Consider the following 24,167-nt stretch of genomic DNA (forward strand, 5'->3'; position numbering starts at 1 on the left):
ATCAAAGATTAAAGCTTTGCATATTGAGATTGATACCTAGTAATAATTAGATTTTGGTCCTCCAGTAATTGAATAAAGGTGGTAATTCGAGCATCTAAATTCTTCTCTTGCTCCAGAGCTTCGCATGCCCTAGTAAAGTTTTTGGCATGGAGGAGTTGAGCTCCCCCTTTGACTTTATGAACCATACTTCTGAAGGTAGCTTCATCTACTTCTTCGTTCTTTAGGGTGATAAGGGTCTCATCATGAACCTTTTTAATTTCTTCCAAGATCACCAGAATGTACTCTGGGCTGTTTCTGAGGAGATTTCCAAAGGCGACAAACGAATATTCCTCCTGATAGGTTGTGGGTGTTGAGGTACTGGTTGAATTTTCAACTTGGAAATAGCGAGAAAGCTCATTCTCTAAAGTCATGAGACTTAAAGGCTTGATTAAGACACCATTCATACCAGCCTCCAAGAATTGATGGCGTGAATCTAGGGCATAGATATCTGCGGTAATTCCGATGATGATGAGGTCTTGATTACCTATATTACGTATGTGCTTGGCAAGCTCTGAACCCTGCATGCCTGGGATAGATTGATCTGTTAACAGAAGATCAAAATGCTGTTGACTGATGAGATCCAGAGCTGTGGTGGCGTTATCGCAAACTGATACTTCAATGCCTAGCGCCTGAAGTTGAAGCGAGATAATTTGGCGGCTTGCTGGGTGATCTTCCACTACTAAGGCTTGCAATAGGCGCTCATTATTTTGAGCATGCTTGGAGACTAGCTTTCTGGATATATTGCTATGTTCAGGTCTTGAGGCTCTGGTTGCAGCAATGCTGGTACGTGGGAATGCAGCGCAAAAATGAATATTGCTACCAAAGCCAGGTGCGCTCTCAAAGTAAAGTTGGCTGTTCATGGAGGTAACTAAGTGGTTAGTAATGGTAAGGCCAAGACCAGTGCCATTCACTTGTTCGGTATTGCCCGGAATTTGCTCAAAAGCTTGCAGTGCTAGGGTAATTTCTTCTGTACCCATACCAACACCGGTATCAATGACTCTGAATTCAATTAGTTGTCCCGCATGATCATCTGCGAGCACGCTGATAGAGAAATAGATTTCACCATGATCGGTGAACTTAATGGCGTTACTAATCAGGTTCTGCAGTATTTGGCGTAAACGTAAAGAATCCAACAACAAGACTTCTGCAATGCGCGGATCTTTAGAGGTATGCAGCTTAAGATTCTGCCTATGGGCAACCGTTGAGAATGCCGAATCGATGTCATCAATCAAAGCATTGAGATTGCAGGGTTCAATATTGAGCGTGAGCTTGCCTGCTTCTATCTTGGAGAGATCTAAAACCTGGTTGAGGATTCCCAGAAGAGATTCTGCTGATGAGTGTGCGATCTTCAGTAAAGTTTTTTCATTTGCAGGTAGGGAGCTGCTAAGCAATAACTCTTGCACGCCCAAAATGGCATTCATGGGCGTGCGAATTTCATGGCTCATGGTGGCCAGGAAGGCAGACTTTGCGGCGTTTGCATTTTCTGCCTGCTCTTTCGATGAAATAAGGTGTTTCGCTTCTTGTTTTTGAATTGTTTGTCTCTGATGCATACGCCAAAGTAAGGTAGAGCCTATCAGTAGGATTGCTAAAGTGGAGAGCCAAGGCAAATGGTTGGGTGGGGATGAGCGGCCTCTTTCAGAAATAGACACGTTGATGTTAAAAAGATCTCGTGAAGCGATTGGATCTAGATTATTAAGAAACTGCCCAAGTACTCCATGCAAAGCTTCATCTTGATTCGAGATAAGCCAGCGATATTCAAAGGGCTCTCTACTGTAAAGCCCGTCAATCTGTAACTTGTCTGCGTTTAACTTCTGAATGAGTTGTTGCGCAAGACGAAGCGGTAAGACAAGCGCTTCAATATCGTTTTTGAGTAGGTCGAATAGTAATTTTTCCGCATGGCCGGATACGCTGGCTTGGGGATGATTGGGTATTGGTGGGTTTTCAAAGCCACGGTCGAAGTAGGCGATATTAATTGGCTCAATCGGCGCATCATTTTTTGATCGTTTGGTCAGAATAGCGTCATGCCCCCAAAAGATTGCTTCTGATAAGGACCCAAATTTCAGATACTCGTCATCCAGGGTGGGCGGATCAATGATGAAATCCACCTCTCCATTGGCTAGTTGCTGAAGTCCCTCCCGATCGCTCTTACGCCACTTCGGTAAAAACTCTTGGTGGGTAAATTCACCAAGTTTTTTTAGAAAGCTATGGAAAACTCCAGATTCACCCTGTCCATTAACATCCAAGTAAGGCGCATATTTTTCATGAATACTAAAACGCACTACAGGATGAGCATCGATCCACCGTTGCTCTGCCGAGTTCAGTAAGTTCGCATAGCTATTGCTTAATATCCCATTCAATAGGATAAAAAGGGCAATACGGGTGATGGATCGATACATGCCGCTCTAGCTTTCGATGATGTTGTTCATGCGGCAGAACAAAATCAAGTCTGCAATATTGTTAATGCCCAGCTTGTCAAAGACTCTAGTCTTATAAGTGGCTACTGTCTTATTGCTGATATGCAGCATTTCAGAGATTTGTTGGTTTGAGTTCCCTTTGCCTAAATATTTCATGACCTGTAGCTCACGATCAGAAATCAGTGCGAGCTTATCGTTATCACTTAATGAGCTATTGCCATTCTTGCCATGAGTGAAAAAGTTATAGCCTTGGGATATGGCAACGCATGCAGCTAGGATGACATCCGCACCGGCAGTTTTGTTTACAAAGCCATGCCCACCAAGTGAGCGAACCCTGCCGCCATAGACTGCTTCATCCATACTCGATAGCACTAGCATCCTCACATCTGGGTACATCAACCCAATTCGGCGGATGACATCAAAGCCATCCGTCTTGGGCATATCTAGATCAAGGATCACCATATTAGGGTTCACCTCTTTCATAGACCTGAGGCACTCCTCGCCGTTCTGCGCTTGCCCTGCAATTTCAAATAACAACTGGTCCTGCAACATACTTTTAAGAGCCATCAGCATTGCTGGATGGTCATCTACCAACATCACGCGTTTTCTCATTACTTGTCTCCGTTTTGGTTTGGGTGTTGATGAGGGTGCAGCGAAAAAATGGCTTTAGCGATACGGCTATCATTAATCTGAAGCATCTGATGACGGCTAATAGGGGGCATCATGAGGCCGCCATATGCATGGTCGGCAATCAGAGTGGAGGCATTTTCTAAATCTTTTACCAACCCAATATTGCTGGCATAAATTTGTGTAGGTGAGTAGGGCGATTGCCTGAGTTGAGAAAGTGCATCACTAGCCAGCTCGCGCTCACGTATCTGGCTCATATCAATATGAACACCTTCTAATTGCATCTCCGTGATCCACTGCAACTCTTCAATGCTGCCGGTGAATTTTAGAAAATGTAGCAAGATGCCAAGCCGTCGTAAACGCAGCAATCCTTCTTTACAAGCATCGGCGATGTCTGGCTCAGGAATGGTTTGAATGCCAATACTGACTAAGCCCACTGGTAGGCGTGAGTTCAGAATGAGTTCACTCATGGCATCCACGTAGCCGCTTGAGGCTATGGCATGTGTTGGTATTGGCAAAACTCCAGGAATAAAGCGACCACTGCGATACCAATAGGCGATGGTGTCTAGCCCTTCCATAAAAAGGCGAAGCAATTGCAGGTCAGAAGCAGTTAGCAATGGTCTAAATAAAGATCCTGTCAGTTTGGTTCCCTTGCAGTTAAAAATGGGTTCATGACTAATCGCTTGTCGTTTGGACCAGGATTGGTGTTCTTCAAGGACTTGGCTACTCAGGCCAAGCCAGGGGTCGCCACAGGCGTCTCGTACTTCTTGGAAGGGTTTGTTCTTCCATGCCTTTACAAGCGTGTACAGCCGGGATTTCGGGCTCATCAGCATTCTCCAATCGGTGACTATCCAGTCTAGGCAGGACGGATTGGAGCGGTAAGGGCTTTAGGCTGATTTATCTGTAGGAATTGACCTACCAGCCTGTCCCTATTATAAAAATAGGCTAAATCCTTAAAGAATTTATGGTGATCCGCCCTTGAAATCCAGGGAATCAGACCTATATAATCAGCACTCCCTACATGCGAGTGCTAAAGAGGCGATTTATACCTAAATAACCCTTGGCTTCCGTGTGAAGAGATCATAAAGCATTGATTTATATAGTTTATTTAAATAGTTAACACTTACTAACATAGGAGAAGAGATGAATTTGCGTCCCTTACATGATCGCGTAATCATCAAGCGTTTAGATCAAGAATCAAAAACTGCTTCCGGAATCATCATTCCTGACGCTGCTGCAGAAAAGCCTGATCAAGGTGAAGTATTGGCAGTAGGACCAGGCAAGCGCGATGACAGCGGCAAATTAAACGCACCTGACGTCAAAGTAGGCGACCGTGTGTTGTTTGGCAAATATGCAGGTCAAACAGTCAAAGTTGACAGCGAAGAACTCATCGTGATGCGTGAAGACGACATCATGGCTGTTGTACAGAAGTAATTTCGGTATCTAAGAGAGGAATTTAATCATGGCAGCAAAAGACGTTGTATTTGGAGATAGCGCCCGTACCAAGATGGTCGAAGGCGTAAACATTCTTGCTAATGCAGTGAAAACAACTTTGGGACCAAAAGGTCGCAATGTGGTGATTGAGCGTTCATTCGGTGGACCAACTATCACTAAAGACGGTGTATCCGTAGCAAAAGAAATCGAACTCAAAGATAAGCTCCAGAACATGGGCGCGCAGATGGTTAAGGAAGTTGCTTCCAAAACTGCTGACATCGCTGGTGACGGTACAACTACCGCTACTGTATTGGCTCAGTCTATCGTTCGCGAAGGCATGAAGTATGTTGTTTCAGGCCACAACCCAATGGACTTGAAGCGCGGTATCGACAAAGCTGTTGCAGCTGCTATCCAAGAACTTGCAAAAATCAGCAAGCCTTGCACCACTACTAAAGAAATCGCTCAAGTAGGTTCTATTTCTGCAAACAGCGACCACAGTATTGGTCAGCGCATTGCAGAAGCAATGGAAAAAGTAGGTAAAGAAGGTGTTATTACTGTTGAAGATGGCAAGTCTTTGGAAGACGAGCTTGAAGTAGTTGAAGGTATGCAGTTTGACCGTGGTTACCTCTCTCCATACTTCATCAATCAACCAGAAAAACAAGTTGCCGTATTGGAAAGCCCATACGTTCTCTTGTTTGATAAGAAGATTGCCAACATCCGTGATTTGCTCCCAGTTCTTGAGCAAGTAGCGAAGTCTGGTCGTCCATTGTTGATCATTGCAGAAGATGTTGAAGGCGAAGCTTTGGCAACTTTAGTGGTGAACAACATCCGCGGCATCATCAAGACTTGCGCTGTTAAGGCTCCTGGTTTCGGTGACCGTCGTAAAGCCATGTTAGAAGACATCGCGATCTTGACTGGCGGCACAGTAATTGCTGAAGAAATCGGCCTCACACTCGAGAAAACAACTCTTGAGCACTTAGGTCAAGCAAAGCGTATCGAAGTAGGCAAAGAAAACACCATCATTATTGACGGTGCTGGCGATGCTAAAGCGATTGAAGCTCGCGTTAAGAACATTCGTGTTCAGATCGAAGAAGCGACTAGTGACTACGACAAAGAAAAATTGCAAGAGCGTGTAGCCAAGCTGGCTGGCGGTGTTGCAGTGATTCGTGTTGGTGCTGCTACTGAAGTAGAGATGAAAGAGAAGAAGGCTCGTGTTGACGACGCATTACACGCTACCCGTGCAGCTGTTGAAGAAGGCATTGTTCCTGGTGGTGGCGTAGCATTGATTCGTGCAATGCAAGGTATCAAGGGCTTGAAGGGCGATAACGCCGATCAAGACGCTGGTATCAGCATCGTATTGCGCGCTATGCAAGAGCCATTGCGTACGATCGTTAGCAACGCTGGTGAAGACGCTGGTGTGGTTGTTAATGCAGTACAAGCAAGTACAGGCAATAACGGCTACAACGCAGCTACTGGTGAATACGGCGACCTCGTTGCACAAGGTGTTATCGACCCAACTAAGGTAACAAAAACTGCATTAGTAAATGCTGCTTCTGTTGCTGGCTTGTTGTTGACAACCGATTGCGCGATCTCCGAAGCACCAAAAGATGAATCTGCTGGTGGTATGCCTGATATGGGCGGCATGGGTGGTATGGGTGGAATGGGTGGCATGATGTAATAGCCGTTACTTTCCTCAGCCATCTGGCTGTAGAAATAAGAGCGCCTGGTTCAAAAGACCAGGCGCTTTTTATTTATAGGAGTAAGCTGTACCCAACATTACCACTGGAACGGGCATCAAGATGACTGGTCGCAATCAAGCAACTCTCCTCATTTCAGCGGGTTTACTCTTACTGAGCTCCACCCTTCTTAGCGGGACTTCAATCGCTCAATCAGCTGACTCTCAGCCAGTATTTCAGAAAAGCGTCTCAAATCTACGTAATCAGCGTTATTGCGAAGTTCTGGTAGGCAAGCGAGCTTGGCTCAATTTGGAAGTAAAGGTATTTAATACACAAGGGCTTAATCTTTGCCCTGAAGCCCAGTGGAAGACTTTAACCAAAGAGCCTATTGAAAAGACTTTCGATGCCTCATTTGTTTTGTTAAATGGCCCTCGCTATTGGACTATGGATGAAATACAAGCGGCAGGAACTACTGTCAATGACGTAAAAGAATCTTTTGGTGGCATCGAGATGAATTTACGGGCAACTATCCAGTTGAGCTTGCTCAAGCAATTGATGGGTAGCAAACAATACACCCCCAATGAAATTACCCGTACTACTAATTTTATTTATCGAGTTGGTAGCGCTGTATATGAACTCACCTCTCCTGGAGGTGATGTTTATGTGATGCAGTCTTATTCACAAATCGTCAATCCTGCCCTCAATATGAAAGATCTCCCGGTATTGGGTGAGCAGTTGAAATTGCCTGCTGGCTGGACTTACCGAAGCCGGGTACTCGATCAAGATCTTTCTTTGGTAGCCAATGGTATTGCCTATGTACTGCAAGACAATTTATCCAATAGCTATCAAAGACGTTAGACCTTCATCAGCGGATTATTGAAATAGTTTTTGTGTTCGCAATAAGTCTGCGTTGAAAGATTCGTATGGGAATAGTTGATTTGGAAACTCTAGGGCAAAGATCACATAAAGCGCGAATCCCATCAATCCTAGGTAAAGGGCAGTTAAAAACCAATCCTCTTCATTCTTAACTGCCATGGCATAGCCGCTTAAAAGCGCACCAATCGATAGTAGGGCAAATAAGAAGCGGTCAAGAATTGGTGGGGGATGATGTCTAGCATTTAACATGCCATCACGTAAAACTTCCATGAGGCGATCAGTTTGAGGTCTTAATATTTTTTCCGCTAATTCTCTATTACCAATTGGTGCGCGAGGAATGCTCAACATCATTAATTCATTAAATTCATTTAACTTGTTGCCTAGACGAGCTATATTTGCATTCAGGTCAGTGAATGTATTGACCTCTTGATATAACTCAAGACGGTCTTCAAGAATTTCTTTAAGTGAGTTTCGTACTTCAACTTGATCTTTTAGGGAGAGGTACTTGCTAGATTGGTAGATTTGGGTAATGGCGTCCGCTTGGGCGCGCATGAGGCTGACGCGTTTATCAAAATGATCATTTGCACCCGAGAATGTAAAACCGAGAACCAATGCCGATAATCCAAAGATAGCGGTTGCCAAAGAATCTCGAACAATTACCTGATTTGAGGTACGTAGGCGGTATTTTCCGAAGAGCCAACCCATTAATAAGAATGTCAGGATAGAGACAAAAAATATTAAAGGCGCATATTTAACAAAATTGAGATGATTCCCAATGAAATTTGGCATGGCAAATTCTCGTAATGTGGTGCAGCTAAGTTAAGGAGTTTGTTTAGTGTAATAAAAAACCGCCCGAAGGCGGTTTTTTATTTGATGATTCTTGACTCAGGCTTATTCAACAGCCTTAACCATCTCTTCAACCACCTTCTTCGCATCACCGAAGACCATCATGGTCTTATCCATATAGAAGAGCTCGTTATCTAGGCCGGCATAACCAGCTGCCATAGAGCGCTTGTTCACGATGATAGTTTTGGCTTTAAATGCTTCCAAGATTGGCATACCAAAAATTGGGCTACCTGGAGTGCGTGCCGCTGGGTTAACCACGTCGTTAGCGCCAAGTACCAGCACTACGTCAGCCTGACCAAAGTCGCTGTTGATGTCTTCCATCTCAAATACTTGATCGTATGGAACTTCAGCTTCAGCCAACAGTACGTTCATATGACCAGGCATACGACCTGCTACTGGGTGAATCGCGTACTTCACCGTCACGCCATGATGAGTCAACTTTTCAGTCAATTCTTTGAGGGCATGTTGAGCGCGAGCCACTGCTAAGCCATATCCAGGAACAATGATCACGGTATCAGCATTTTCCATAAGGAAGGCAGCATCTTCTGGTGAACCTGTTTTGTAATTCTTAGGGCCGCCATCATCAGCACCGCCGGCAGCAGCTTCGGCGCCAAAGCCGCCGAGCAAAACAGCCAGAATGGAACGGTTCATCGCCTTACACATGATGTAAGACAGAATCGCACCAGATGAGCCTACGCAAGCACCCGCAATAATCAACACTGGGTTGTTTAAGGTGAAGCCAATGCCAGCCGCTGCCCAACCAGAATAACTGTTCAGCATTGATACAACCACTGGCATATCAGCGCCACCGATAGGGATGATCAATGTCACGCCCAATACCAAAGCAACTGCACACATTGCCAAGAAAGCTGCGTGGCTATCACCCATGTAATAAGCAATACCAGCACCAACCATTGAGACAGCCAAAATCAAATTCAGCAAATGTTGACCAGCGAAAGTAACTGGCTTACCACTGACTTTGCCGGATAACTTACCAAATGCAATGACAGATGCGGTAAAGGTAATGGCACCAATAAACGCGCCAATGAAAAGTTCAATCTTCTGTGCGCCAGTATGGTCATGCGCTGGATTAAATACAGCAGCAATCGCAATTAATACGGCCGATAAACCTACGAAGGAGTGCATCAAAGCAACCAACTCAGGCATCTTGGTCATTTGCACGCGCTTAGCAGCGAGCGTGCCAATGATGGCGCCAGCCACAACCGCAACACCAATCAACGAGACGACTGGCTTGAAGTCGGGAATGAAGAAAGTGGTGACAACGGCTAACAACATGCCAATCATGCCGAAGGTATTGCCTTGGCGTGAAGTAGTTGGTGAGGACAAGCCACGCAAAGCGAGGATGAACAACACCGATGAAATGAGATAAGAAATGGCGGTTATGTTTGACATAGTTTTGGTCTCTATATAGGTCTTGTTCTAGGTTTATTTGGTTCCAGCCGCATCAGCTTTAGGAGCTTTTTTCTTGAACATTTCAAGCATGCGACGGGTGACCATAAAGCCACCAAAAATATTGATAGACGCGAGGAATACAGCTACTGCACCAATAATGCTGGTGAGAGTGATTTCATCGCCACCGATAACTTCAGTTTGGAGCAATGCTCCAACGATGATGATGCCGGAGATGGCATTGGTCACCGCCATTAAAGGCGTATGCAATGCTGGCGTAACGTTCCAAACTACGTGATAGCCAACAAAAATGGCCAATACAAACACAGTAATGTTTTGAACGGTGAGGATGCTTTGAAAGGCAGCGAGATCCATAGTGTTTCCTTAGTATTTTTACTATTAGTTTTTGCGGATGGCCTGACCATCACGACACATTAAGCAAGCAGTAACGATGTCATCATCACTTGGGATAACTAAATTGGCTTCTTTATCCACAATGAGTTTCATGAAATCGAGCAAGTTACGTGAGTACAGTGCAGAAGCATCTGCTGCAACCATGCTAGCTAAGTTGGTGTAGCCAACAATTTTCACACCATTCACATCAATTACTTTATCTGCTTGCGTTAACGGGCAGTTACCTGAACCGTTATCACCTTTGCCTGCAGCTAGGTCAATTACGATCGAGCCTGGCTTCATATTGGCAACAGTATCGCTATGCAAAAGAACAGGTGGCTTACGCCCCGGGATCAATGCAGTGGTAATTACGATGTCGGCTTGTTGAGCGCGCTCTGCAACCAAGGCTGCTTGACGCTTCATCCAAGCTTCAGGCATTGGGCGAGCATAGCCACCAACTCCTTGGGCGATCTCACGCTCTTCATCAGTTTCATAAGGAACGTCAACAAACTTGGCGCCCAATGATTCAATTTGTTCTTTAGCGGCTGGACGCACATCAGATGCTTCAATTACAGCGCCAAGGCGTTTTGCTGTAGCGATTGCTTGCAAGCCTGCAACACCAGCACCCAAGATCAATATGCGAGCTGCTTTCACAGTTCCTGCGGCAGTCATCAACATCGGCATGAAGCGTTGATACTCATTTGCGGCAACCAACACTGCTTTGTAACCAGCAATATTTGCCTGTGAAGATAAAACATCCATGCTTTGTGCACGAGTTGTGCGTGGCGCAGCCTCTAAAGAAAATGCGGTAACGCCTTGCGCAGCCATGGCTGCAATCATGTCGTTATCAAACGGATCGAGCATGCCCAAGAGCACAGCACCAGATTTAATTTGCTTGAGTTCAGCCGCTTCAGGCGCGCGTACTTTGAGCACAATCTCAGCACCTAATGCATCTGCAGCGCTACCAATGCTTGCGCCGACAGCTTCGAACGCAGAGTCAGGTTGACTGGCTTTTACTCCGGCGTCTTTTTGAATAACGACGGTATGACCTTGACCAATTAATTTTTTAACGGTTTCTGGTGTGGCGGCTACTCGAGTTTCCCCGGGCCTTGTTTCCAGTGGCACTCCTATGCGCATGGCATGTCTCCAAAAGCAAAATTTATAAAAAATCTATTTTAGTTAAATAGGGCTAATTGCACCTATTTACTTACTCCTAAGTCCTCTTGCTTGGTTTTTGCCTGAAATTCTGTGAAATCAGGCTAAGACTTCTACAATATGGACTGTAAGCTTATATTGAATTTTCGCATTTTTTGATGATCCCGCTCAATTCTTCCTTAATCCCGTCCTCTCAGCCCAAGAAAGTCGTTATTGGCATGTCTGGAGGGGTAGATTCGTCGGTTGCTGCCTGGATGCTCAAGGAGCAAGGCTTTGAAGTTATTGGCCTTTTTATGAAAAATTGGGAAGATGACGATAACGATGAGTACTGTTCTGCTCGTCAGGACTGGCTCGATGTGGTTTCAGTCGCCGATATGATCGGAATCGACGTCGAAGCAGTCAATTTTGCTGCCGAATATCGTGAGCGTGTATTTGCTGATTTCTTGCGTGAATACGCCGCAGGGCGAACACCTAACCCCGATGTTTTATGTAACGCCGAAATTAAGTTCAAAGCTTTCTTAGATCACGCCATGAGTTTGGGTGCGGATGCTATTGCAACAGGTCACTATGCGCGCGTCCGTCATGAGGGTGGCAGGGTGCAGTTGTTGAAAGCTGTCGATGCCAGCAAAGATCAAAGTTATTTCTTGCATCGTCTAACGCAGCAGCAATTAGCTAATGTAATGTTCCCTCTTGGTGAGATTCCCAAAACGGAAGTCAGAAAAATTGCAGAGAAAATTGGTTTGCACAATGCTAAAAAGAAAGACTCCACCGGGATTTGCTTTATTGGTGAACGTCCTTTTAGAGAATTCTTAAATCGCTATTTACCGCGCGTACCTGGCCCGATTAAAACTCCCGAAGGTAAGACGGTTGGCGAGCATATGGGCTTAGCCTTCTTTACCTTGGGTCAGCGCAAGGGTATTGGTTTGGGCGGCAGTCAAGATGGCAATGGTGACGCTTGGTATGTGGCGCGCAAGGACGTTCCTAATAACACCTTGTATGTAGCGCAAGGCCACGAACACCCATGGCTATTGGCTCACAAGCTTGCTGCTATGGATGCCAGTTGGGTTTCTGGCGCGGCACCAACACCTGGAAATTATTCCGCTAAGACACGTTATCGACAGGCAGACTCTGCTTGTACATTGAGTGCTGGTGATGAAGCGCTGAGTTTTGATTTGAGTTTTCCAGAGGCGCAGTGGGCTGTTACTCCTGGACAATCTGCCGTCTTGTACGACGGAGATATTTGTTTGGGTGGTGGAATTATTTCTGCATAATCTTCATTAGCAAGTAGTCGATACAAAAATGCCAATCAGTTTTGATTGGCATTTTTTATTCAGCGGCAAGTTAATTAAGCAGCCGGTGGTTCGGTTTCAATAAAGGAAGGTCGCTGCAATAACTTTTGATACAGACGATCCAAATTTGGATATTGAGTTTGCCATTTCACTTCTGGAAAGCGAAATAATAAATATCCGATTGCGCAACCTACGGCGATATCTGCCAAAGTTAGTTGATTGCCATGACACCAGGCATTTCCACCCAGTTGCTCGGACATGTGACGCAGCGCCACATCAATTTTGCTCATTTGACGATCTACCCATGCCTGGCTTTGTTGTTCAGTTGGGCGCCATGTAAGTTCTAGACGAGCCAAAATACTCGCGTCGACAATTCCGTCTGCTAGCGCTTCCCAGGTTTTTACTGCGGCACGCTCACGGTTATCGGCAGGAATGAGCTTGCTTACTGGGCTGAGGCCATCGGCATATTCGGCAATGACGCGGGAGTCATAAATAGCCTCTCCATCGTCAGCCATGAGGCAGGGAACCTTCCCCAGGGGGTTGGTAAGGGCTATTTTGGTGTCTGCAGCCCAAACATTCTCTAATTCGAGGTCGACATCGACCTTTTTCTCGTTAAAAACAATGCGTACTTTACGTACGTAGGGGCTGGTGAGGGATCCGATAAGTTTCATGGGCTCAAGTATAGCCATCCTATTTGGGCTTTGCTGTACTCCAGAACGCATTAAAATCAGCTTTTATTGACATATTCAATGCAAAGGCAATATTCGTGAGTCAGCCGCTTTCAACCCTCAATGCCCTTTCACCTCTAGATGGCCGTTATGCCGGAAAACTGGATGCTTTACGTCCCTGGCTTTCGGAGGCCGCTTTTATGCGCCAACGTGTTTTTGTGGAGATTCATTGGCTCTTGGCTTTGGCTGCTGCCGGCTTGCCTGATGTCCCAAAAATTAATGCTGCTGACGAAGCCTTTTTGCTTTCGCTCCCAGAAAACTTTTCTGATGCAGATGCTCAGCGCATCAAAGATATCGAAGCAGTAACGAATCACGACGTAAAAGCGGTTGAATACTTCTTAAAAGAAAAAGTTGCTGGACGACCAGATTTGTTGAAAGCAAGTGAGTTCATTCACTTTGCCTGCACATCAGAAGATATTAACAATACTTCTCACGGTTTAATGTTGCGTGGTGCCCGCGATGAGGTGCTCTTGCCCCAACTCAGAAAAGTACTTTCAGTATTGACCGATCTCGCGATTAAGAACGCTAAAGTACCTTTGCTCTCTCGCACGCATGGCCAGCCAGCTTCCCCAAGCACTTTGGGTAAAGAGATTGCCAATATTGCCAAGCGTTTAGAGCGTGCGATCGAATCTATTGCTGCAGCCCCTTTGCTAGGCAAGATGAATGGCGCAGTAGGTAATTACAACGCTCACATGTCAGCCTATCCTGATTTTGATTGGGAAAATTTTTCCAAGAGTGTGGTTGAGAGGCGTCTAGGTTTAACGTTCAATCCTTACACCATTCAAATTGAGCCACACGATGGTATGGCTCAGCTCTTTGATGCGATTGCTCGCGCTAATACGATTCTTTTGGATATGGATCGCGACTTCTGGGCCTACATCTCTGTTGGTTACTTTAAGCAGCGCACTAAAGCAGGCGAGATCGGTTCATCGACGATGCCGCATAAAGTGAACCCGATTGATTTTGAAAACTCTGAAGGTAACTTGGGTGTTGCTAATGCATTGCTACGCCACCTTGCAGAAAAATTACCAATCTCTCGTTGGCAGCGTGACTTGACTGACTCAACAGTATTGCGCAATCTAGGCCCTGCATTTGGCCATAGCGTATTGGCTTATGACAGCGCCTTGCGTGGGCTTGGTAAATTAGAGGTAAACCATGCTGCCATTGCTGCTGATTTAGACGCATGCTGGGAAGTATTGGCTGAGCCAGTGCAAACGGTGATGCGTCGTTACGGCATCGAGAATCCTTATGAGCAATTAAAAGAATTGACTCGTGGCAAAGGTATTAATCAAGCTGACCTGCAAACCTTTATTCGGGGTTTGAAGATTCCTGAGGATGCAAAAGCACGTTTGTTGGAGATGACACCATCTTCTTACTTAGGTAAGGCGGTCGAATTGACCGAACGTCTCAAAAAGTGAGTTTGACTACCAATTCAGAATACGGGGCGCGTCCCCGGATCTGGTTTGCTGCTTACCAATTGCTATGGCATCTTTTATTGCCGTTGGCCTTTATTCGTCTAGCTTGGCGTGCACGCCATGCCTTCTCCTACCTTCATCACATTCCTGAGCGATTAGGCTTTGGCTACAGCAAGCCTATTGCTCAAGGATCTATTTGGATTCATGCAGTATCGGTAGGCGAGACGCGGGCGACTCAAACATTGATTGAGGCTTATCTTGCTAAGGGCGAATCCGTTTTGCTCACCCACATGACATTGAATGGACGTCGCACTGGCAAGCAGTTATTTGCTAAAGAGATTGCTGCTGGGCAAATTCGTCAAGTCTATTTACCCTACGATCTCTGCTGGTCTGTAGAGCATTTCTTAAAGACATTTAAACCAAAGTTTGGCCTCTTTATGGAAACCGAAGCTTGGCCGACAGTGGTCTTTCGTTGCAAAGAAATTGGCTTACCTCTATTTTTAGTCAATGCCCGTTTATCTGAGCGAAGTGCCCGTCGCATCGATCGATTTGGTAAAGCAGGGCGCGCATTATTTCAAGCCTTTGCGGGGATTCTGGCGCAGACTGAATTTGATGCAGGGCGTTACCGTAGCTTAGGCGTTAAAAATGTTGTCATTACCGGCAATCTGAAATTTGATGTTCCGCTTGATGCTCGATTGCTTGCTAAGGGCAAAGAATGGCAGCGGGAACTGCATGCCGGAAATCGTTTGATGGTGTGTGCGGCGAGTACGCGCGATGGAGAAGAGGTCATTATTCTGAAGGCTTGGAAAGATTTGCTCTTAAGCAATGCATTTGCAACCTCTCCATTGCTTTGTTTAGTGCCTCGCCATCCCGAGCGCTTCGCAGAAGTAGCAGATCAAATTAACAATGCTAGCTTCAAGTTTCGCCGTCGTAGCGAGTGGGCTGACATTCCGAGTGAGTGTGCTGGGTTGGATGTTGTTTTGGGCGACTCCATGGGCGAGATGCCCATGTATTACAGTGCCTCTGACTTGGTACTAATGGGTGGAAGCTTGCTGCCTTTTGGAGGCCAAAACTTGATTGAGGCTTGTGCAGCTGGCTGCCCTGTTCTCTTGGGTGAGCATACCTATAACTTTCAACAGGCTGCCTTAGATGCGATTGATAGTGGTGCGGCTAAACGCATTCATGGCGAATTGCTTTTAACGGAGCCAATTGCCTTAATGGAATCTTTGAAAGAATTACTTCTGAATACTGCCGAGTTGGCAAAGATGAGTGTAGCTGCTAAGTCTTATGCAGCAGAGCACCAAGGTGCAACTAACAGAATCTTAGCTGCCCTTGATCAACAAAACTTACGCTGAACTAAAAAGACTGAGTTAGACCCGCGCTCCGTAGTTGGGATCATCTTTGCGGGCATCATCATCAGGCTTTTTATCGCCCTTCACTAAGTCTTCGCGTGTAACACCAAGCCACATAGCTAATGCTGCAGCCACGAAGACTGAAGAGTAGATGCCAAACAATATACCAATGGTCAGCGCTAAAGCAAAGTAGAAGAGCGTTGGACCACCAAAGACCAGCATCGCTAGGACCATCATCTCAGTACTGCCGTGAGTGATTACCGTGCGGCTAATGGTGCTGGTAATCGCGTTATCAATGATTTCACGGGTATTCATCTTGCGGTATTTGCGGAAGTTCTCGCGAATACGGTCAAAGATCACCACGGATTCGTTGACTGAGTACCCTAGAACTGCGAGAACGGCTGCCAACACTGAAAGGGAAAACTCCCACTGGAAGAAGGCAAAGAAGCCCAAGATAATGACAACGTCATGCAAGTTCGCAATGATGCCAGCGAGCGCAAACTTCCACTCAAAGCGGAAGGATAGATACACCACGATGCCAATGATCACAAAGATAAGTGCTTTTAAGCCATCAATAGCCAGCTCTTGACCTACTTGTGGGCCAACAAACTCAACGCGTTGCAATTTCACGCCGGTGGTTGCTGGTTCCAGTGCCTGCATGACTGCTGTACTTTGGTCGGCAGAAGAAATCAACTTACCTTCAGCATCTTTTTGTAATGGCAGACGAATCATCACATCACGTGAACTACCAAAGTTCTGAATCTGAGTATCGGCATAGCCAAGCTTCTCAACCTTAGCGCGAATAGAGTCCAGTGGCGCAGTCTGTGGGTAGCTGACTTCCATCACCGTACCACCAGTAAATTCGATGGAGAGGTGGAGGCCGTTATGCCAGAGGAAAAAGACTGCAGCTAAAAAAGTAATTAAAGAAATCGCATTGAGCACCAATGCATGGCGCATAAAAGGAATATCTTTTTTGATCCGGAAAAATTCCATGGCTTATTTCTCCTGTGGGCGCCAAACTTGGCCGATAGCGAGTTTTTGAATCTTCTTATGTCTGCCGTACCAGAGGTTAACAAGGCCACGTGAGAAGAAGACAGCCGAGAACATTGAAGTCAGAATACCTAAACAGTGAACCACTGCGAAGCCTTTGATAGGACCTGATCCAAATGCCAATAAGGCTAGACCAGCAATCAAAGTCGTTACGTTAGAGTCCAGAATCGTTGCCCAGGCTTTGTCGAAGCCGACAGAAATTGCTGTTTGTGGCGATGCTCCGTTACGTAACTCTTCACGAATACGCTCGTTAATCAACACGTTCGAGTCAATCGCCATACCCAAAGCTAAGGCCATCGCTGCGATGCCTGGCAAGGTGAGGGTGGCTTGCAACATCGATAGCACTGAGATGAGCAAGAGCAAGTTGACTGCCAAAGCGACAACAGAGAAAGTGCCAAACAATAAGTAGTAGGCCATCATGAAAATCGCGATCGCAGTAAAGCCGATTAAGAGCGATTTAAAGCCCTTCTCAATATTTTCTGCACCTAGGCTTGGTCCGATAGTGCGTTCTTCAATGATTTCCATTGGCGCTGCTAATGATCCAGCGCGCAAGAGCAGGGCTAAATCATTAGCGCTCTCGGTAGTTGGCTGACCAGTGATCTGGAACTTGGAGCCAAACTCACTTTGAATAGTGGCGATAGTGAGTACCTCACCTTTACCTTTTTCAAACAAGATCATGCCCATCGGCTTGCCGATATTTTCGCGAGTCACTTCTTGCATGACGCGCCCACCAGCTGCATCTAGGGAGATATTTACTGCGGGACGTTGGTTTTGGTCAAAGCCAGCGCTAGCATCGGTAATGCGATCGCCACTGAAGATCACTGATTTTTTAAAGACACCCAAGCGATTTTCACCAAAGCGGAATGTATCCATGCCCGGAGGAGGAGTTTCGCCCAAGCCGATGGTAGACACCAAGGGGTCAGCTAAGCGAGACTCTAGAGTTGCTGTGCGACCAATAATGTCTTTGGCACGAGCGGTATCCTGTACGCCAGGTAACTGCACCACAATGCGCTCAGCACCTTGTTGTTGAATCACTGGCTCTTTAACCGCTAATTCGTTCACACGCTTATTCAGGGTGATGATGTTTTGCTTAACAGCGTTATCTTGAATTTCTTTTAAAGCAGTCGGCTTAAATTCACCCACTAATTTAGGTAAAGAGCCATTGGATTTGATTAACCAAATGAGCTCAGGTTGCCCCGTTGTCAGTACTGCGCGCGCTTTATCAGCATCTTCGACATTGGCGAAATTGATTGATATGAAATCAGCGCCACGCTCGATACCTTGATGACGAATGCTCTTGTCACGCAATTGACTGCGAATATCGCCTGCCAAGGAAGTTACTTTTTTCTGAACTGCGCCCTTCATATCCACTTGTAGGAGGAAGTAAACGCCGCCACGTAAATCCAGACCCAGTGGCATTGGTAATGCGTTGATTGCACTTAACCAGCCTGGTGTATTGGAGAGTAGATTTAAGGCAACAGTGTAGTTAGGATCATTTTGATCTACATTCAATTTTTGTTGCAATAGATCGCGAGCACGCAGCTGAATGTCAGTGTTATTGAAGCGAACTTTGATAGAGCCTACATTGCCAGCGGCCTCAAAGAAGATGCCGGTATTACCAATGTTTTCTGCTGCCAGAATTTTTTCGACACGAGACTGCGTTGCCAAATCAACCTTGATGGTTGGTTTGGCAGACGAGACTTGAACCGCTGGAGCCTCACCATAGAAATTAGGTAATGAATATAGTCCGCCGATTAGTAATGCAACAGCAATGACTAGATATTTCCAGAGAGGGTAGCGATTCATATAGAGATACTTTTAATCAAAAAATTTAAGCAGACTTCAGAGTGCCTTTTGGCAACACTGTAGTGATAGCACCTTTTTGCATGTGCACTTCAGTGCCAGCAGAAATTTCAACGGTAACCACTTGGTCTTTTAATGCTGTTACTTTGCCCATGATGCCGCCAACAGTAACAACTTCATCGCCAACGCCTAATGACTCGAGCATTGCTTTAGTTTCTTTTTGACGCTTCATTTGTGGGCGAATCATGATGAAGTACAAAACTGCAAACATCAAAATCAAAGGGAGAAAGCTCATCAAGCCACTGGAATCTGCGCCCGCTGCAGGAGCTTGGGCAAAAGCGTTACTAATCCACATACAAAACCTCCGTTAATTACCAATTAAAAACTGCGATATTTTTCGACCTTTAAACCGATGGCCGTAACCCGCAATTCTAAACTGTGTGGGGCTTTGGAGGTGATTTACAGGGGGTTTTGCCCCCTGTAGGGCTATTAGTCCTGTCCAGGCTCAACACCACGCTGGCGATTGCTATGAAATTCCTCACGATAGGCGCTAAAGCGGTCTTTACTCAGAGCCTCGCGGACTTCAGTCATCAGCTGGAGGTAGTAGGACAGGTTATGGATGGTGTTTAGCTGAGACCCTAGGATCTCATTCGCCTTTTGGAGGTGATTTAAGTAGGATCTGGTGAAGTTTTGGCAGGTATAGCAGGCACAGGTAGGGTCTACCGGTCGATCATCGTCCTTGTACCCAGAATTACGGAGCTTGAGGTCGCCAAAGCGGGTAAAAAGCCAGCCATTGCGGGCGTTACGGGTTGGCATCACGCAATCGAACATATCAATACCTAGGCTAACGCCCAATATCAGATCTTCTGGAGTGCCAACACCCATTAAATAATGAGGCATATGTTCTGGCAATTTTGGCGCAGTGAAATTCAGAATCCGCTCAAACTCGGGTTTAGGCTCTCCAACTGATAAGCCGCCAATAGCAATCCCATCAAAACCTTGCTGGCTTACGGCATCTAAAGAAAATTCACGCAGATTCTCGAACATGCCGCCTTGAACAATGCCAAAGAGTCCGTTGCCTGTATTCAGTTCGCGAAAACGCTTGAGAGAGCGATCGCCCCAGCGCAAAGACATCTCTAGTGATGCACGCGCTGTTTTTTCAGAGGTAGGTTGACCTTTGATTTCATAAGGAGTGCATTCATCAAACTGCATCGCGATATCGCTATTGAGCACCGCCTGAATTTCCATTGACACTTCTGGAGACATAAATAATTTGTCGCCATTAATTGGAGATGCAAAGGTCACGCCCTCTTCAGAGATCTTGCGCAGCGCGCCCAAACTAAATACCTGAAAGCCGCCAGAGTCAGTGAGGATCGGTTTGTCCCAACCCATAAAACGATGCAAGCCACCATGTTTTTTAATGACATCTAACCCTGGTCTTAACCAGAGATGAAACGTGTTGCCCAAAATAATTTGTGCCTTGGCTTCATTCAAATCACGCGGTGTCATTGCCTTGACAGTGCCATACGTTCCCACGGGCATGAAGATTGGTGTTTGCACGCTGCCATGTGGAAGGTCAAGCTGACCAAGACGAGCTGGGCTTTGCGAGTCGCGCGCCAGGATATTGAAGTGAACAGGTTTGGTCATAACTTTGGATTCTCGAGTCGACAAAGAAACATCGCATCTCCATAGCTGAAGAAACGATACTTCTGATGAATGGCATGTTGATAAGCGGCGCGAATGTTTTCCAATCCCGCAAAAGCGCTTACCAACATTAATAAGGTAGATTTTGGCAGATGAAAGTTGGTTAACAAACAATCTACCGTTTTAAATTGATAGCCTGGGGTAATAAACAGATTGGTCTCGCCGCTACTTTGTCCGCTGGCTGCCTGGCTCTCTAGGGCGCGCAGACTGGTAGTGCCCACCGCAACAACTCTTCCACCGTTTTTCTTGGTGGCCTCAATAGCTTCTAATGTCTCACTGGGAATAGAGAACCATTCGTAATGCATCTTATGTTTTGAAAGATCCTCTTCCCGAACGGGCGTGAATGTCCCGGCTCCCACATGTAGTGTGACGGCTGCTTGTTGAATGCCTAATTTCTGAAGTTCTTGCAAGATAGATTCATCAAAATGTAAGCCTGCTGTCGGGGCAGCTACTGCCCCTGGATTTTTAGCTACTACCGTTTGATAACGCTGCGCATCTTCACCGTCCGGTTGATGCTCAATATAGGGGGGCAATGGGAGCTCACCAAAACGCTCAAGCAAAGAAAACACATTCTCCGGAAAGCGCACCTCGTAAAAACGTCCGTCATACCCAATCATCTCTACAGGAAAGGTTTCGCCAGCCTGATTGTGAATATGAACAGTGGTTCCAGTCTTAGGTACCTTGGACGCTCTAATTTGTACCCAAGCCTGCTTTTCACCGCTAATGCGTTCAATGAGCAGCTCCACATTCCCGCCAGTCTCCTTTTTGCCGTGTAAGCGCGCAGGAATAACCTTGGTGTCATTAAAGACTAATAAGTCCCCGGGCTGAACAATGCGCAGAATGTCCTTAAACTGTCGATCTACCAATTGGACGTGATTTGGCCCATCAGCCTTGACCTCTAAGAGGCGGCTATCGGTTCTATTCGCCAAGGGATGTTGGGCGATTAGTTCGGGTGGGAGTTCGTAATTAAAGTCGGAGAGTTGCATAGCATTACCATCAGGTATTAGATTTTAACGATGACTACTAAACAAGCGCCAAGCACACTCCAAAAGATGGGTTTAGACAGCCCTATGGCCCTTGCTTTGCACTTGCCATCCCGTTATGAGGATGAGACCGAGCTACTCACGATCGAGGAGGCCATACATCAGGGTCGATTTAACTCAGCCCAGACCCAGGGTGTAGTTATTCGCAATCAGGTCTTATTTAGGCCCAGAAGGCAGATGGTGGTCACTATCGAGGATGAAACTCAAACCTTAAACCTCCGTTTCCTGAACTTCTACCCTAGTCAACAAAAACAAATGGCTGTTGGGGTCAATATTCGAGTTAGGGGTGAAGTGCGGGAAGGTTTTCAGGGTCCAGAGATGGTGCATCCTACTGTGAGGGCTGTAGCACTGGATGCGCCTTTGCCTGCTAGCTTGACTCCGGTTTACCCGGCAAGCGTTGGAGTTTCGCAAACAATTATTCGTAAGGCAGTGATACAAGCCTTGCGTGAACCAAGTCTACAAGATAGTTTGGCTGAGTTCTTGCCCAAAAAACTGATGGCAGAGTTGCTACCAAGTCATGATTGGCCAAACTTGCAAGCGGCGATTACCTATTTGCATCAACCGCCTGCTGATGCCAATACTCAGGCATTGCTAGAGCGCACTCATCCTGCTTGGCGTCGAGTGCAGTTTGAGGAACTCCTTGCTCAGCAAATTTCCTTAAAGCGAGCTCATGCCATTCGTCGAGAGCGACATGCACCAAGCTTTCCGAGGGAAAAGAAACAAAGTCTTGAAGCGGGTTTGCTGAAAGTACTGCCTTTTAAGTTAACTAATGCTCAAGAGCGCGTTTGGTCTGAAATTAGTAATGACCTTTCCAAATCATTCCCAATGAATCGCCTTCTACAAGGGGACGTGGGTAGCGGCAAGACTGTTGTAGCCGCCTTGGCTGCAGCGCGGGCAATGGATCATGGCTATCAAGCTGCCATCATGGCGCCTACGGAGATTTTGGCTGAGCAGCACTACCTCAAAATGAAAGAATGGTTTGAACCTTTGGGGGTAAAAATCGCTTGGCTGTCAGGGAGTCTGAAAGCCAAAGAAAAACGATTGGCGCAAGAAGTGATCGAGAATGGGCAAGCCCAACTCATTATTGGTACGCATGCTCTTATTCAAGAAAATGTGAGCTTTGCCAAACTTGGCCTCGCAGTGATTGATGAGCAACATCGCTTTGGAGTGAGGCAGCGTTTAGAGATTCAGCAACGGGTTGGCTCAGAATTGTTTTACTGCCATCAACTGATGATGTCAGCAACACCAATACCACGCACTTTAGCGATGACCTACTATGCCGACTTAGATGTCTCTGTCATCGATGAGTTACCTCCTGGCCGAAAACCGATTGCTACCAAGGTAGTTAAGGCCAGTCGCCGTGATGAGGTCATTGGTGGTTTGCAAAGTTGGCTGTCTAAGGGGTTGCAAGCGTACTGGGTTTGCCCTCTCATTGAAGAGTCTGAAGTGCTGCAATTGCAAACAGCAGTTGAGAGCTTCGAGCAACTGACGCAGGCTTTACCTGACTTTAAGGTTGGCTTGGTACACGGCAGATTAAAAGCAGAAGAAAAAGCGGCAGTCATGGCTGCCTTCAAGGCAAATGAGATTCAGCTTTTAGTGGCTACTACGGTAATTGAGGTTGGGGTAGATGTACCCAATGCGGCGTTAATGGTGATTGAGCATGCTGAGCGTTTTGGTTATGCTCAGATTCATCAATTACGCGGGCGCGTGGGTAGGGGGTCTGCGGATTCGGTTTGTATTTTGATGTATGCCGAACCACTTTCAATGGCGGCCAAAGAGCGCCTACAAACTTTACGTGAGACCTCGGATGGTTTTGTGATTGCCGAGCGAGATTTATCTCTGCGTGGTCCAGGTGAATTATTGGGTGCAAAGCAATCAGGGGATGCGATGTTGCGCTTTGTTGATTTGCAACGCGACGCCTGGTTAATTGAGTTGGCTCAACAGGCGGCTGAGCGCTTACTCGCTGAGCATGCAGATTTGGTGGAGCGTCATTTAGAACGCTGGCTCGGATCTCGAGCTGAATTTCTTAAGGCCTGATAATTACCTTATGAATTTAAAAGATCGTTTTATTTCTTACGGGTACCTAATCAGGCTAGATAAGCCGATTGGCACGCTATTACTCTTATGGCCTACGCTCTGGGCTCTTTGGTTGGCAAGCAGTGGTTTGCCTGATTTATCTATTTTGTTGATCTTTACTGTTGGCACATTTTTGATGCGTAGTGCGGGTTGTGCAATTAATGACTATGCCGATCGAGATTTTGATCGGCATGTTAAGCGGACGCAAGGCCGCCCAATCACGAGTGGAAAAATCTCTGGCAAAGAGGCTGTAGCTGTAGCTGGTGTTTTGGCGCTACTCGCCTTTTTGCTCATTCAGCCTCTGAATGTATTTACAAAGCAGCTGTCCGTACTTGCTTTACTAGTGGCCTTTATCTACCCCTTCACTAAACGCTTTTTTGCCATGCCTCAAGCTGTCTTAGGCATTGCCTTTGGCTTTGGTATTCCGATGGCATATGCGGCTATTTTGGATTTCATTCCCCTAGAGGCTTGGTTCTTATTTATTGGGAACATCTTTTGGGCGATTGCTTATGACACCGCCTATGCCATGGTTGATCGCGATGATGATCTACGCCTAGGATTGAGAACATCGGCCATTACTTTTGGTCAGTACGATGTCGTCGCTATAGCAATAAGCTACGGGATGCTTTTTCTGAGTCAGTTATGGGTGGCGCAATTGGCTAACTTAAGCAATTATTTTTTAGTGGGTTGGTTCGCAGCATTGGCTTGTGCGATCTATCACTTGAAGTTGGTTTCAACTCGCAATAGAGAAAATTGCTTTAAAGCATTCCGCCATAACAACTGGTTAGGCGGATTTTTATTTCTAGGAATTGTGTTGGGCCTAACAGTTAACTAGGC

Annotated in this window: 21 protein-coding genes; 8 read left to right on the top strand and 13 right to left on the bottom strand. The window is 46.2% G+C overall.

Annotated features, from left to right (window positions below; genetic code table 11):
- Nucleotides 1-8: 8 nt before the first annotated feature.
- Genes VC159_RS01995 through VC159_RS02005 form a run of 3 tightly spaced genes read right to left on the bottom strand, consistent with a single transcriptional unit; the run spans nt 9 to nt 3,907 of the window.
- A complete protein-coding gene (locus VC159_RS01995; protein WP_323472549.1) occupies nt 9-2,435 on the bottom strand; it encodes a response regulator in 2,427 nt (808 codons plus the stop codon).
- Between the two features lie 6 nt (nt 2,436-2,441).
- Nucleotides 2,442-3,065 (bottom strand): response regulator transcription factor, encoded by a 624-nt coding sequence (locus VC159_RS02000; protein ID WP_215358589.1) that lies wholly within the window; start codon nt 3,063-3,065, stop codon nt 2,442-2,444.
- The gene (locus VC159_RS02005) at nt 3,065-3,907 is read right to left on the bottom strand and encodes a diguanylate phosphodiesterase (protein WP_215358588.1); all 843 of its coding nucleotides are present in this window, start codon (nt 3,905-3,907) and stop codon (nt 3,065-3,067) included. The genes VC159_RS02000 and VC159_RS02005 overlap by 1 nt, the downstream gene beginning before the upstream one ends.
- 316 nt (nt 3,908-4,223) lie before the next feature.
- Between VC159_RS02005 and VC159_RS02010 the strand changes: the two genes are divergently transcribed.
- The 3 genes from VC159_RS02010 to VC159_RS02020 all read left to right on the top strand — a co-directional run bounded on the left by VC159_RS02010 (nt 4,224) and on the right by VC159_RS02020 (nt 7,048).
- Nucleotides 4,224-4,514 carry a co-chaperone GroES gene (locus VC159_RS02010; RefSeq protein ID WP_072582790.1) on the top strand — a complete coding sequence of 97 codons (291 nt, stop codon included), beginning with the start codon at nt 4,224-4,226 and terminating at the stop codon, nt 4,512-4,514.
- A 28-nt stretch (nt 4,515-4,542) separates the two neighbouring features.
- On the top strand, nt 4,543-6,192 hold the full coding sequence (groL, locus tag VC159_RS02015; RefSeq protein ID WP_072582791.1) for a chaperonin GroEL: 1,650 nt from the start codon (nt 4,543-4,545) through the stop codon (nt 6,190-6,192).
- 121 nt (nt 6,193-6,313) lie between these two features.
- Nucleotides 6,314-7,048: a hypothetical protein gene (locus tag VC159_RS02020; RefSeq protein ID WP_215358587.1), complete on the top strand. Its 735-nt coding sequence runs from the start codon at nt 6,314-6,316 to the stop codon at nt 7,046-7,048.
- 15 nt (nt 7,049-7,063) lie between these two features.
- On the opposite strand, the gene VC159_RS02025 is transcribed toward VC159_RS02020, so the two are convergent.
- The 4 genes from VC159_RS02025 to VC159_RS02040 all read right to left on the bottom strand — a co-directional run bounded on the left by VC159_RS02025 (nt 7,064) and on the right by VC159_RS02040 (nt 10,852).
- On the bottom strand, nt 7,064-7,855 hold the full coding sequence (locus VC159_RS02025; RefSeq protein WP_215358586.1) for a hypothetical protein: 792 nt from the start codon (nt 7,853-7,855) through the stop codon (nt 7,064-7,066).
- Nucleotides 7,856-7,957: 102 nt separating this feature from the next.
- Nucleotides 7,958-9,325, bottom strand: coding sequence for an NAD(P)(+) transhydrogenase (Re/Si-specific) subunit beta (locus VC159_RS02030; RefSeq protein ID WP_072582794.1), 1,368 nt, complete (start codon nt 9,323-9,325; stop codon nt 7,958-7,960).
- 33 nt (nt 9,326-9,358) lie between these two features.
- Nucleotides 9,359-9,697, bottom strand: a complete 339-nt coding sequence (locus VC159_RS02035) for a proton-translocating transhydrogenase family protein (protein WP_011903634.1) — start codon at nt 9,695-9,697, stop codon at nt 9,359-9,361.
- Nucleotides 9,698-9,721: 24 nt separating this feature from the next.
- The gene (locus tag VC159_RS02040) at nt 9,722-10,852 is read right to left on the bottom strand and encodes a Re/Si-specific NAD(P)(+) transhydrogenase subunit alpha (RefSeq protein ID WP_323472550.1); all 1,131 of its coding nucleotides are present in this window, start codon (nt 10,850-10,852) and stop codon (nt 9,722-9,724) included.
- Between the two features lie 176 nt (nt 10,853-11,028).
- On the opposite strand from VC159_RS02040, the gene mnmA reads away from it, so the two are divergent.
- Nucleotides 11,029-12,141 (top strand): tRNA 2-thiouridine(34) synthase MnmA, encoded by a 1,113-nt coding sequence (gene mnmA, locus VC159_RS02045; protein ID WP_323472551.1) that lies wholly within the window; start codon nt 11,029-11,031, stop codon nt 12,139-12,141.
- Nucleotides 12,142-12,215: 74 nt separating this feature from the next.
- Here the strand turns inward: mnmA and VC159_RS02050 are convergent, their stop codons facing one another.
- On the bottom strand, nt 12,216-12,830 hold the full coding sequence (locus VC159_RS02050) for a glutathione S-transferase N-terminal domain-containing protein (protein WP_216243703.1): 615 nt from the start codon (nt 12,828-12,830) through the stop codon (nt 12,216-12,218).
- 95 nt (nt 12,831-12,925) lie between these two features.
- Here VC159_RS02050 and purB point away from each other — a divergent pair, with 95 nt between their 5' ends.
- Both purB and VC159_RS02060 read left to right on the top strand, forming a co-directional pair.
- Entirely contained in the window at nt 12,926-14,305 is a 1,380-nt protein-coding gene (gene purB, locus VC159_RS02055; RefSeq protein ID WP_323472552.1) for an adenylosuccinate lyase, read from the top strand.
- Complete coding sequence (locus VC159_RS02060) at nt 14,302-15,657, top strand: 3-deoxy-D-manno-octulosonic acid transferase (RefSeq protein WP_323472553.1); 1,356 nt, start codon at nt 14,302-14,304, stop codon at nt 15,655-15,657. The genes purB and VC159_RS02060 overlap by 4 nt, the downstream gene beginning before the upstream one ends.
- Nucleotides 15,658-15,672: 15 nt before the next feature.
- On the opposite strand, the gene secF is transcribed toward VC159_RS02060, so the two are convergent.
- From secF to queA, 5 genes are all read right to left on the bottom strand, one after another.
- Nucleotides 15,673-16,647, bottom strand: a complete 975-nt coding sequence (secF, locus tag VC159_RS02065; RefSeq protein ID WP_323472554.1) for a protein translocase subunit SecF — start codon at nt 16,645-16,647, stop codon at nt 15,673-15,675.
- Nucleotides 16,648-16,650: 3 nt separating this feature from the next.
- Entirely contained in the window at nt 16,651-18,510 is a 1,860-nt protein-coding gene (secD, locus tag VC159_RS02070) for a protein translocase subunit SecD (protein WP_323472555.1), read from the bottom strand.
- A 25-nt stretch (nt 18,511-18,535) separates the two neighbouring features.
- Nucleotides 18,536-18,862, bottom strand: coding sequence for a preprotein translocase subunit YajC (yajC, locus tag VC159_RS02075; RefSeq protein ID WP_215320955.1), 327 nt, complete (start codon nt 18,860-18,862; stop codon nt 18,536-18,538).
- Between the two features lie 134 nt (nt 18,863-18,996).
- Nucleotides 18,997-20,154, bottom strand: a complete 1,158-nt coding sequence (gene tgt / locus VC159_RS02080) for a tRNA guanosine(34) transglycosylase Tgt (protein ID WP_072582910.1) — start codon at nt 20,152-20,154, stop codon at nt 18,997-18,999.
- Nucleotides 20,151-21,197, bottom strand: a complete 1,047-nt coding sequence (gene queA, locus VC159_RS02085; protein ID WP_323472556.1) for a tRNA preQ1(34) S-adenosylmethionine ribosyltransferase-isomerase QueA — start codon at nt 21,195-21,197, stop codon at nt 20,151-20,153. Before queA ends, tgt begins: the two co-directional genes overlap by 4 nt.
- A 30-nt stretch (nt 21,198-21,227) precedes the next feature.
- Here queA and recG point away from each other — a divergent pair, with 30 nt between their 5' ends.
- The gene (recG, locus tag VC159_RS02090) at nt 21,228-23,291 is read left to right on the top strand and encodes an ATP-dependent DNA helicase RecG (protein WP_323472557.1); all 2,064 of its coding nucleotides are present in this window, start codon (nt 21,228-21,230) and stop codon (nt 23,289-23,291) included.
- 10 nt (nt 23,292-23,301) lie between these two features.
- On the top strand, nt 23,302-24,165 hold the full coding sequence (ubiA, locus tag VC159_RS02095) for a 4-hydroxybenzoate octaprenyltransferase (RefSeq protein WP_323472558.1): 864 nt from the start codon (nt 23,302-23,304) through the stop codon (nt 24,163-24,165).
- The last annotated feature ends 2 nt before the right edge of the window (nt 24,166-24,167 follow it).

It is taken from the genome of Polynucleobacter sp. JS-JIR-II-c23 (genome assembly GCF_035011225.1).
Classification (GTDB): domain Bacteria; phylum Pseudomonadota; class Gammaproteobacteria; order Burkholderiales; family Burkholderiaceae; genus Polynucleobacter.